The sequence below is a fragment of the uncultured Porticoccus sp. genome (assembly GCF_963975625.1).
GTDB lineage: Bacteria > Pseudomonadota > Gammaproteobacteria > Pseudomonadales > Porticoccaceae > Porticoccus.
This window is the reverse complement of record NZ_CAXBHS010000007.1, coordinates 159287-170288: the sequence shown is the minus strand read 5'-3', so window position 1 is coordinate 170288 and position 11002 is coordinate 159287. Positions and strand designations below refer to the sequence as shown.

Annotated in this window: 12 protein-coding genes; 5 read left to right on the top strand and 7 right to left on the bottom strand. The window is 52.5% G+C overall.

Annotated features, from left to right (window positions below):
• Positions 1–181 precede the first annotated feature (181 nt).
• Positions 182–889 (top strand): ParA family protein, encoded by a 708-nt coding sequence (locus tag AACZ64_RS08440; RefSeq protein ID WP_293613584.1) that lies wholly within the window; start codon positions 182–184, stop codon positions 887–889.
• Between the two features lie 22 nt (positions 890–911).
• On the opposite strand, the gene rsmI is transcribed toward AACZ64_RS08440, so the two are convergent.
• Entirely contained in the window at positions 912–1748 is an 837-nt protein-coding gene (rsmI, locus tag AACZ64_RS08435) for a 16S rRNA (cytidine(1402)-2'-O)-methyltransferase (RefSeq protein ID WP_293613585.1), read from the bottom strand.
• Positions 1749–1762: 14 nt separating this feature from the next.
• On the opposite strand from rsmI, the gene AACZ64_RS08430 reads away from it, so the two are divergent.
• The 4 genes from AACZ64_RS08430 to AACZ64_RS08415 all read left to right on the top strand — a co-directional run bounded on the left by AACZ64_RS08430 (position 1763) and on the right by AACZ64_RS08415 (position 5308).
• Positions 1763–3652, top strand: coding sequence for a penicillin-binding protein activator (locus tag AACZ64_RS08430; RefSeq protein WP_339639885.1), 1890 nt, complete (start codon positions 1763–1765; stop codon positions 3650–3652).
• A gap of 82 nt (positions 3653–3734) precedes the next feature.
• The gene (locus AACZ64_RS08425) at positions 3735–4124 is read left to right on the top strand and encodes a YraN family protein (protein ID WP_293613587.1); all 390 of its coding nucleotides are present in this window, start codon (positions 3735–3737) and stop codon (positions 4122–4124) included.
• A 24-nt stretch (positions 4125–4148) separates the two neighbouring features.
• Positions 4149–4736: an SIS domain-containing protein gene (locus AACZ64_RS08420; RefSeq protein WP_272980889.1), complete on the top strand. Its 588-nt coding sequence runs from the start codon at positions 4149–4151 to the stop codon at positions 4734–4736.
• Positions 4736–5308, top strand: coding sequence for a BON domain-containing protein (locus tag AACZ64_RS08415; protein WP_293613588.1), 573 nt, complete (start codon positions 4736–4738; stop codon positions 5306–5308). Before AACZ64_RS08420 ends, AACZ64_RS08415 begins: the two co-directional genes overlap by 1 nt.
• Before the next feature lie 66 nt (positions 5309–5374).
• Here AACZ64_RS08415 and AACZ64_RS08410 read toward each other — a convergent pair whose 3' ends face one another.
• From AACZ64_RS08410 to rpsI, 6 genes are all read right to left on the bottom strand, one after another.
• The gene (locus AACZ64_RS08410) at positions 5375–6553 is read right to left on the bottom strand and encodes an acetyl-CoA C-acyltransferase (protein ID WP_293613589.1); all 1179 of its coding nucleotides are present in this window, start codon (positions 6551–6553) and stop codon (positions 5375–5377) included.
• 11 nt (positions 6554–6564) lie between these two features.
• Complete coding sequence (locus tag AACZ64_RS08405; protein ID WP_293613590.1) at positions 6565–7002, bottom strand: ClpXP protease specificity-enhancing factor; 438 nt, start codon at positions 7000–7002, stop codon at positions 6565–6567.
• 96 nt (positions 7003–7098) lie between these two features.
• Complete coding sequence (locus AACZ64_RS08400; RefSeq protein ID WP_036859258.1) at positions 7099–7725, bottom strand: glutathione S-transferase N-terminal domain-containing protein; 627 nt, start codon at positions 7723–7725, stop codon at positions 7099–7101.
• Positions 7726–7793: 68 nt separating this feature from the next.
• Positions 7794–9827 carry a cytochrome b N-terminal domain-containing protein gene (locus AACZ64_RS08395; RefSeq protein WP_293613591.1) on the bottom strand — a complete coding sequence of 678 codons (2034 nt, stop codon included), beginning with the start codon at positions 9825–9827 and terminating at the stop codon, positions 7794–7796.
• Positions 9827–10420: a ubiquinol-cytochrome c reductase iron-sulfur subunit gene (petA, locus tag AACZ64_RS08390; protein WP_293613592.1), complete on the bottom strand. Its 594-nt coding sequence runs from the start codon at positions 10418–10420 to the stop codon at positions 9827–9829. The genes AACZ64_RS08395 and petA overlap by 1 nt, the downstream gene beginning before the upstream one ends.
• Positions 10421–10601: 181 nt before the next feature.
• Positions 10602–10994, bottom strand: coding sequence for a 30S ribosomal protein S9 (gene rpsI, locus AACZ64_RS08385; protein WP_036859255.1), 393 nt, complete (start codon positions 10992–10994; stop codon positions 10602–10604).
• Positions 10995–11002 lie beyond the last annotated feature (8 nt).

The window sequence follows — 11002 nt, the reverse complement described above, 5'->3', positions numbered from 1 at the left end:
AACACAGGTTGACTCAATCCCGGCCTTCAGACTCATTTAGGGATTGGAAAATACTTTGGCAAAAGCGGCAAAAAGCCCAGTGCACAGCAGGCATATTGGTCATTTTTTGATCTGATCGTGGTTTCTGCGAAGCGTTGTTGGGTAGCCTAGGTGATCTTGCGAATCATACGGGACCAGAGAGATGCAAAGAATCGTGGTAATAAACCCCAAAGGAGGCTGCGGCAAAACGACACTGTCCACCAACTTGGCCAGTTATTTCAGTCATTGGGGCAAAGTAACCACATTAATGGACCTGGACCCCCAGGGGTCGAGCGTGTTCTGGGCTCACAAACGGCCCGACACAGCCCCCTATATTCAACTGGTGGATGCGCATCATGCACCACAAAATGTCACTCGTAGCTGGGCAATTCAGCCGCCCCGCAATACGCAAGTGCTGGTCCTCGACACGCCCGCCAGACCGGACCTGAACAATCTCAGCCCATTGCTGCGTGAGGCGACCGCCATACTTTTGCCGGTGTTAACGGCCGAATTTGATTTGCACGCCATTGCCACTACCGTCCAGCAACTGCGGCGGATGCTGCCTTCCAAACAGACTATCGCCATGGTCTTGAATCGTGTGCCTCGAACTGTCACCACCGCCAGACAGACAGAGGCGTTGGCCAAACAGTTTCAACTTCCGGTCATCGGCAGCTTGCGCAATTCGTGCAATTACCTCAACGCCGCCAGCCAGGGCCTCGGCATGATCGAAATGCGCGGAGCTCATTACAAAGGTGATCAAAAAGATATCGCGCGCATTGCCGAATGGTGTGCTGACAAAACCTCAGACAAGTCTGCCCGGCAATTCAGGCAAATCAGCCCGGAAACCATTGCGCTGGCCTGTATTGCCTGACCCCACCATACCCGGATCGGTTTCAGTCCGGGCGCAATGACAGCGCAAGCTGGTACAGCGCATTTTTTTGACCACCGGTAATTCTGGCCGCCAGTGCAGCAGCCTGTTTGAGGGGCAGATCATCCAACAGTGTTTTCAGGATTCTCAATTGCTCTGCCTCGGACGCACTGACAGCGTCGGCGTTACCCTTCACCATCACCACCATTTCGCCTTTTTGCTGGTTGCTGTCCGCGCAGACCTGCTGCAATATTGTCGTCAGTGTACCGTTCAGAAATGTCTCAAAAGTCTTGGTAATTTCTCTGGCCAGCACTGCTTCACGGTCAGAGCCGAAGGTGGTAATCATATCCTTTAGTGTGTCGAGTATCCGGTGAGGGGACTCATAAAAAATCATTGTCTGGGCTGAGCCGGCAAGGGTTTCAAATCTTTTCAGTCTGGCGGCAGTCTTTGGCGGCGGGAACCCCTCAAAGCTGAACCGGTCACTGGGCAACCCGGAAGCGCTCAGGGCTGCAATAGCAGCGCAGGCACCGGGAATCGGCGTCACCCTGATGTCCCGCAACCGGGCCTCTCTGACCAGACGGTAGCCGGGATCGGAGATCAGGGGCGTTCCCGCATCCGAGATGAGCGCCACCGTCTGGCCCTGCGCCAGCATATCGATAACCCGGCCCATCTGTCGCTCATCGCTGTGATCATGATAGGCAACCAGCGGCGTATCGATGCCGAGATGTTTCAGCAATCGACCACTATGACGGGTATCTTCTGCAGCAATGAGATCAACCGCATGGAGAACCTCAACGGCTCGGGGTACCATATCACCCAGATTACCAATGGGCGTGGCCACCACATACAATTGACCCGGCATAAGAAATGACACCTATGTTCAAATTCAGAATAACAGCGATGGTGCTGCTGGGACTGGTTTTAGTGCTCAGTGGCTGCACTCAGACGGGCCACGACACACCGAAAACCGGTCCGGCGACACCCCTGGGCCCCGCAGAGCGCGCCGAGCAGGCGCTCTCACTGGCCGCAAACAGCATAGCACCGCACCGACAACTCCACCAACTGGATGCTGCCGAGTTTCTGGTACTCGCGGGGGACAACCAGCAGGCCCTAAAGGTATTGTCATCACTTGATCAGAATGCGCTCTCCGGTCAGCGCCTGGTGGACTACCGTCTGCTGTTCGCCGAAGTGGCCATGGGTCAGGAACGGTTTTTTCTCGCCAGAGACTTGCTCACAGACCCGGGGTTCACGGCTAATGCTGGTCAATTGCCGACTAGCCTTCAGGTTAAGTGGCAAAAACTGCGCGGGGAACTGTTTTCACTATTGGGGGAAGATGAGCAAAGTATTCGCGCTTATGCAGAACTTTCCAGCCTGGTGACATCAACCGGAGAACAGACAGACATTTCCGAAGCGATATGGCGATTGTTGACCCACATTTCACAGAAACATCTGGCAGCATTGCAGGCAACCGAGTCCGATCCAGTGCTACAGGGCTGGTACACACTTGCCAGCAGGGTTCGAGAAAACCAGGGCGATATGGACAAACAGCTCCGCGAGATAACAGATTGGCAAATTAAGTGGCCAGACCATCCCGCCGCCCTGAATCCACCACCATCACTCACGGCATTGCAGGAAGTCGCGAATAATCTCCCTGAACAGATTGCAGTGCTGCTGCCACTGCAAGGCTCCCTAGCAGAAGCGGGCAAGGCCATTCGCGGCGGTATACTGTCCGCCTGGTATGACGTCAGGGGGGCTCGCGGCAACACACCATTTATCCGTTTCTACGACACGTCCTCCAGCGACGACATCGGCCCGCTTTACCAGCAGGCTATCAACGAAGGAGCCGAGCTGATCATTGGCCCGGTACAACGGGAAAAAGTTAGCCAGTTACTCGACCTTCCGGAGTTGCCGGTACCGACGGTGGCGCTCAATTATCTGGACACACCCAGTACCGAAGTCCGCCAGAATTTTTTTCAGTTTGGTCTTTCCTCCACCGCCGAAGCGCGTCAGGTCGCGGACCGGGCATGGCTCGAAGGACGCCGGTTCGCACTAGCCATCACGCCAGACTCCAGCTCGGGAATACGTGCATTGGCAGCATTTAGAGAGCGCTGGCAGGAGCGGGGCGGCACGCTGGTCGAAGTGCCCGCCTATGGGGTATCCCAGAGCGACTTTATCGCGCTGCTAAAACCGACACTTCAGATTGAACAGAGTATTGAGCGGAATGGTCGCTTACAGCGTTTACTCGGAAAACAACTGGCCCATACGCCCAGGCGGCGCCAGGACTTGGACATGGTTTTTTTGATCGCCCCACCCAATCAGGCACGACAGATCAAACCCACACTGGATTTTCTTTTCGCCAGTGATCTCCAGGTCTATGGCACTTCCCAGCTTTTTAGCGGGATACAGGACCCGAGACACAATCGCGATCTGGACGGGGTTCGTTTCAGTGCCATGCCCTGGACACTCCCCGGCTACAACGCCGACTCAATGCGACCGGCAGAAGATCTTGAACCTATTTATCGACACATGTTTGCGCTGGGCATTGATACCTACCACCTGCACCAATGGCTGGGGCAGATGTTGCTGTTTCCCAATATCCGACTGCCCGGGAACACCGGTATGTTATATCTGACGCCACCGGATACCATTGATCGTGAACAGCCCTGGGGCGTTTTTAAAAATGGCAGAGTGGTTCCCGCTATACAATTGCAGAAAAAGACTCTGGAGGCTGAGCAGCAGACGGCTTCCTCAGATCAAACTCCTTAATAGCAGCGCGGTCCGTGTAATAACTGTTACGGTTATAGGGAAATACATACAAGGGGAAGCACCAGAAAAAAGGAATTTTCAAATGACAAAAGGGAAGCCACCGGCCCGCTCGAGCCAGAGCGGTGCTATTGCAGAACAGTGGGCCAGAACATTTTTGGAAGGGCAGGGTCTGGCGACCCTACATCAGAATTACCGGACCCCACAGGGAGAAATCGACCTGATAATGCAGGAGGGTCAGACCGTGGTCTTTGTCGAAGTTCGACTGCGCAATCATGCCGCCTTCGGTGGCGCGATCTATAGTATTGATCACAGAAAACAACGGCGAATCATTGCTGCGGCCCGGCATTTTTTACAAGCCACCCAGACATGGGACAAGGTAGCCTGCCGTTTTGATGCAGTATGCCTCAGCAAAGACATCACTAATGACCCATCTTATCAGGTAGAATGGCTGCCAAACGCTTTTGACCACTAACCCCCAGAAAACCAAAGAAAACCTATGGAATCCAGTGTTATTGAGCTATTTCACGAGAGCATTGAAGCGAAAATGGCTTGCGGCGAAATACTGGCACCATTAATTGCCGAAGCCAGTACAGTGGCGGTTCAACGGTTACTTCAGGGGCAGAAGATACTCTGTTGTGGCAATGGCCTCTCCGCCTCACTATCAAATATTTTTTCCCAATCACTGTTACTGCAATATAAACTGGAAAGGCCGGGCCTACCGGTAATTTGCCTGAACAGCAATAGCTCTACAATTACTGCTATCGGCCATTATCACAGTGTCAGTGAAATTTTCAGCAGACAACTGAAAACTCTGGGCCAGGCAGAGGATGTACTGGTCATCTTCAGCCTGGGGACCAATCCAAGCAATCTGGTCCAGGCAATTCACACGGCCCATGACCGCGGCATTTCTGTCATTGGTTTCACTGGCGCAGGCGATGTCGACCTGTCGGCATTGCTGAGTGGCGACGATATTGAGATCCGTGTTGATCACCATGACCGACATCGCATCAGCGAAATTCATTTATTGAGCCTGTTCTGCCTTTGTGAGCTTATTGATCAACAATTGTTTGGAGGAAATTCTTGATGTTGCCACGTCTGGCACTTCTGTTACTCGCGGCCTTGCTCGTTCTCTCGGGCTGCACCAGTATTATCCATGCAACCACCGACGAGCCAATCAAGCCCGATCCCACGTCCACCTCGCTGGGCACCGATATTGATGACTGGCAGATGGAGACGCTGATCGGTGTCAATATCAAGAAAGCCCACGCAGACCTTGAAAGCGCTCACGTCAACATTACAGCTTACAATGGCGTGATTCTGCTGACCGGTGAAGTGGCTACCGGCGAGCTTCGTACACTGGCGGGTGATACGGCAAGAAAATTTCGCGGCGTCCGTCAAGTACATAATGAACTGCAGATACGCACTCCAACATCCCTGATATCGAGAAGCAATGACACTTGGCTAACCACCAAGGTAAAGGCCAAGTTGATTGCTGAAAAAAACCTGAAATCGTCGACCATAAAAGTGATCACCGAAAACAGCGTGATCTATCTGATGGGACTGGTGACGCATAGTACCGCCGACCAAGCGGCCCTCATTGCCAGCAAAACCCGCGGCGCTCAGCGGGTAGTGAAAGTTTTTGAATATATCGATTAACAATTGTTATCTATAAAAAACCGGCCCGGTGATCAGCCGGGCCGGTTTTTTATTATTCGGGAATGGCTAAATCAGTTCAACAGCAATCGCAGTGGCTTCTCCACCACCGATACAGATAGCTGCCACACCCTTGCGCTTCCCGTAGGTTTGCAAAGCACCCAGCAGAGTTACAATAATCCGGGCACCCGAGGCACCAATGGGGTGACCCAGGGCACAGGCTCCACCGTGAATATTGACTTTTTCATGGGGCAAATCCAATTCTTTCATGGCCGCCATAGTGACACAGGCAAAGGCTTCGTTAATTTCAAACAGGTCCACATCGTCCTTGCTCCAGGCGACTTTCGCGAGCAGTTTATTAATCGCACCTACCGGAGCGGTTGTAAACCACTCGGGTTCCTGAGAATGGGTACTGTGGGCGTGAATAGTTGCCAAGGGTTTCATGCCCAGTTTTTCTGCAACAGAAAGACGGGTCAACACCAGGGCAGCAGCGCCATCGCTGATAGAACTGGCATTGGCGGCTGTCACAGTGCCGTCTTTGATGAACGCAGGGCGCATTTGCGAGATTTTATCGGCAACCGACCTGCCAGGCTGTTCATCGATTGAACAGACCACCTCGCCTTTGCGGGTTTTGACGGTTACAGGCGCTATTTCACGCTCAAAACTACCTTCTTTAATCGCCTGTTGAGCCCGCTCCAGTGAGGTTACGGCAAATGCATCCTGCTCCTCTCTGGTAAAATCGAATTTGCTGACACATTTTTCGGCGAAAATACCCATCGCTTCGCCATTGTAGGCGTCCTCAAGCCCGTCCATTGTCATGTGGTCAAAAATCTGTGCATGACCAAACCGGTAGCCACTGCGACCTTGGGTCATCAAATATGGGGCGTTAGTCATGCTCTCCATTCCACCGGCTACAGCCACATCCACATTGCCCAGTGTCAGGCTGTCACAGGCATTCATTACCGCTTTCATCCCGGACCCACATACCTTGTTGAGGGTGGTAGCCCCCACACTCGGCGGCAATCCCGCACCAATGGCAGCCTGGCGAGCCGGCGCCTGCCGGAGACCAGCAGTAAGACAACAACCCATATCAACGGAGCCAATCAGCTCTCCGGCAACCCCTGCCCGCTCAATAGCAGCTTTGATGGCCACGGCACCGAGTTCTGTTGTAGGAACACCGGTAAACTGCCCTTGCATGCTACCGATAGGTGTTCTTGCCATACCGGCAATGACTATTGGATCTGACATAATTGAGACCTCTATTTTACAATTCTGAGAGAAGGTTTTTTGCCACTGTCTACTGCGGTCCCTCCAGAAGGTTTCTCTTTCGATGGTACAGATTTCACAGGACCCGGACCGGCAGGTGGTTGCGGATCGCGGTCAGTCTCCGGCTCGAACATCATACCCTGACCGTTTTCACGGGCATAAATACCCAGTATAGACTGCACAGGTAATTCTATCGTGCTCGGCACTCCCCCAAACCGGGTAGTGAAGGAAATGATCCGGTTGTCCATCACCAACGAGGTTATTGCTCGCGGTGCCAGATTCAACACAATCTGCCCGTCGCTAACATGTTGCTGGGGAACAGAAACCCCCGGATAAAAGGCATCGGCAACAATGTAAGGAGTGCAGTCGTTATCCACAATCCAGTCATAAAATGCCCGAACCAGATAAGCTTTATTTGACGTCATGCTCATACAGTTATTTCGGCCCAATATCTCTGTGCTGCAGTTTACGAAAAAAGGGACATATCATGCCCCCTTTTCAAGATCCTTTCCGGCCACACAGGGTTTTCACATATCCCTTTCAAACTCTGACAGACTTTCTGCAAAGGACGGCCGGTCAAACAACCGTTTCATATAGTCCTGTAAAGGCTTTGTCTGACGATTTGAGGGCAGTTTAATCTCAAGGTGCTTTAATCGCCACAAAATAGGCGCCAGGCAACAGTCGACCAGCGTGAATTCTTCGCTCATAAAAAATGGCAGATCGGCAAAGATCGGCGCAATGCTTGTCAGGCTGTCACAAAGCTCCTTGCGGGCTATTTCAACTGCCTTGTTGTCACTGCTGCCAATAATAAAATCCAGTTGGCTACAGCAATCCCGTTCAATACGGTGCATGAACTGGCGGCTCAGCGCTCTGGCGACGGGATACACAGGCAGTAATGGCGGGTGAGGGAATCGCTCGTCGAGATACTCCATCATCACTTTGGTTTCATAGAGCGCCAGATCCCGATCTACCAGAGTAGGAAGGGATGCGTAGGGATTCAGTTCAAGTACATCTTCGGGCAAATTTTTGCCGTCGACATTTTCGATGTCTACCGTGACCCCTTTTTCTGCCAAAACAATACGTACACGATGGCTGTAGTGGCATGTAGGGTCAGAAAAAAACGTCATCGAAGATCGTTTTGCAACAACCCCCATAATAAAACCTCAGTTGTGTTGTTATTGGCAGTTGGATGGCAGCCATACGGCAGCCATCCCCATTGAAATCAGTGAATCTCTTTCCAGTATTCCCTGTTCAGCAACCAAACCCAGATGAAGAGGAAGGCAAGAAAGAGCAAAACGTAGGTGCCGATTCTCTTGCGATCCTCGACCATTGGTTCTGCAGTGTAGGCAAGAAAGTTTACCAAGTCATATGCCGCTTGGTCGTACTCCTCCGGGGACAGAATCCCTTCCTGAACGAGCGTATAACGCCCGCAATTGTCTTCGAGGATTTCCTCGCGGGTCAAGGGATCCCGTTTCACACCACCATTGGCAGCGACCACGGGTCCCGGCGCACACTCCTGAAGCCCCTGAAGGTCAAGCAAGGCATGTGGCATACCCACATCCTTGAACACCTTGTTATTAACGCCCATTGGACGGTTCGGATCGGCGTAGAAATGTCGCAGGTAAGTATACACCCATTCGGACGTGCGGGCGCGGGTAATCATGGTGAGGTCTGGCGGCGGAGCACCAAACCACTGTTTACCTTTTTTCTTGGTCATGGCAATTTTCATCAGGTCCCCGATCTTCTGATCGGCAAACACCAGATTGTCCATCACCAGACCTGCTGGCATTTTCAGGTCTGAAGCGACCCTGCCCCAACGTGAATACTCAGCTGAGTGGCAACCCATACAATAGTTGACAAACAGTTTGGCGCCTCGCTGCAAGGATATTTTGTCTGATGGCTCGGCCTCGAATTCATCACAGGGGATGGTGCCGCAATGATATTCCGACTCAGCACCGACCGCTTTCAGTGGCAGCCAGGCCAGCAGAATGACTAGCAACAATCCACCCATGGACTTCCAGAAACCAAAGCCACCATCGGCAGTCACCCGCTTCGGCTCTGGCTGGGTTTTCTCCATTCGGGTCCAGATCGGCATCGCCAGGAAGAACAGGAAATACAGGACGGTACAAACCTGCGCCAGAAAGGTGCGAGCCGGTGTCGGGGCCTTGACACCCAGTACACCCAGAATGATGAAAGATGCGGCGAACACCAGAACAGCATACCGGCTGAACAGACCTTTGTACCGGATCGACTTTACCGGACTGCGGTCAAGCCAGGGCAGTACAAACATAATCGCGATTGCTGCCGCCATAACCATGAAGCCGGCAAATTTGTCGGGCACCGCTCGCAACATGGAATAAAACGGCGTGAAATACCAGACCGGCGCAATATGTGCGGGCGTCTTCAACGGATCTGCAATCTCAAAATTGGCATGTTCAAGAAAGTATCCACCCATTTCCGGCACAAAAAACAGGATAAAGCAGAATACAAAGAGGAATACGACAATCGGCACCAAATCGTGCACGGTATAGAATGGGTGAAAAGGAATACCGTCCACAGGCACACCGTTGGCATTCTTGTTTTTCTTGATTTCAACGCCATCGGGATTGTTTGACCCGACTTCGTGTAGCGCCAGAATGTGCAACACCACTAACGCCAGCAGAATAATTGGCAGCGCAACCACGTGCAGTGACATGAAACGATTCAGCGTAATACCGGAAATCAGGTAATCACCACGGACCCACTGCACAATGTCCTCACCAACCACGGGTATCGCACCAAACAGCGAAATAATCACCTGGGCTCCCCAGTAGGACATCTGCCCCCAGGGCAACACATAACCGAGAAAGGCTTCTGCCATCAGGGCCACATAAATCGTCATACCAAAAATCCAGACCAGTTCCCGAGGTGGCTTGTAAGAACCGTAGAGCAAGCCGCGGAACATGTGCAGATAGACAACAACGAAAAATGCTGATGCCCCGGTGGAGTGCATATAGCGGATAATCCAGCCGTAGTCCACATCACGCATGATGTACTCTACTGAAGCAAATGCTGTTTCAGCGGAACCCTGATAGCTCATCAGCAACCAGATACCGGAAATCAGCTGAATCACCAATACCACCAGGGAGAGAACACCAAAGTAGTACCAGAAGTTAAAGTTTTTCGGAGCGTAATACTCACCCATGTGGGTATTCCACGCACGCACGATTGGCAGGCGCGCATCGACCCAGTCACGTAAAGACACCAACGCTTTCATTAGCCTGCCTCCTGATCTACACCAATGATAACCACACCATCACTCTCGTAGGAATACGGAGGGACTACCAGATTCGTCGGTGCGGGGACCCCTTTGTAAACCCGGCCGGCGAGGTCAAATTTAGAGCCATGGCAGGGACAGAAAAAGCCCCCCAGCCACTCGGCACCGCCCAGATCCTGAGCACCCACATCGGGACGAAACATCGGAGCACAGCCCAGGTGTGTACACAGGCCCACCAGAACCAGGTACTCCTCCTTAATGGCACGGTGCTCAGCGTCCACGTAGGCAGGCTGATCGGAGGCCTCGGACGATGGGTCCCTCAGCTCTTCGCGCCCCTTGAGATTATCGAGCGCCTGCTGGGTGCGGCGAACAATGTATACCGGTTTACCACGCCATTCGACGGTCACCATCTGACCGGGTTCGATTTTTGAAATATTGGCTTTTACCGGAGCACCAGCGGCTTTTGCCTTGGCACTAGGGTTCCAGGACCCCACAAAGGGAATAACAGCCCCTACGACCCCAGCGGCACCCACCACACAAGTGGCCCCCGTCAGGAAACGTCGACGCCCCTGATTAATACCGTCATTGCTCATGACGCACTCCCGTTAGCAGCAAAGGTTGGCAAATTTTATCTGTGCAAAATGGCGAGCAATAGTAAAGAAAACCACTTTTTATTACAAGACAAAACCCTATATAAAGTAGGTAATAGTTTGTTTTAAAACATAAAAAAACCCGGCTGTATACAGCCGGGTTTTCCGTGAACAAAACGATCGATCAACGCTTGGAGAACTGGGGACGTTTGCGGGCTTTGCGCAGACCCACTTTTTTACGCTCCACTTCACGGGCATCCCTGGTCAGGAAGCCGGCTGTCCGAAGTTGGCCCCGAAGACCTTCGTCATATTGCAGTAGCGCACGTGCAATACCATGGCGAATAGCGCCAGCTTGACCAAAACTGCCGCCACCAGCGACGGTAATATTGAGGTCGAAGGTGGTAGCACGATCCACCAGCTCTAGCGGCTGACGCACAATCATACGCGCCACCTCACGGCCAAAATACTGATCAAGGGTGCGGTCGTTGACCACGATGTTACCCGCTCCGGATTTCAGAAAGACTCTGGCGGAGGAGGTTTTACGACGGCCGGTACCGTAATATTGGGTGTCTGCCATAATTAACA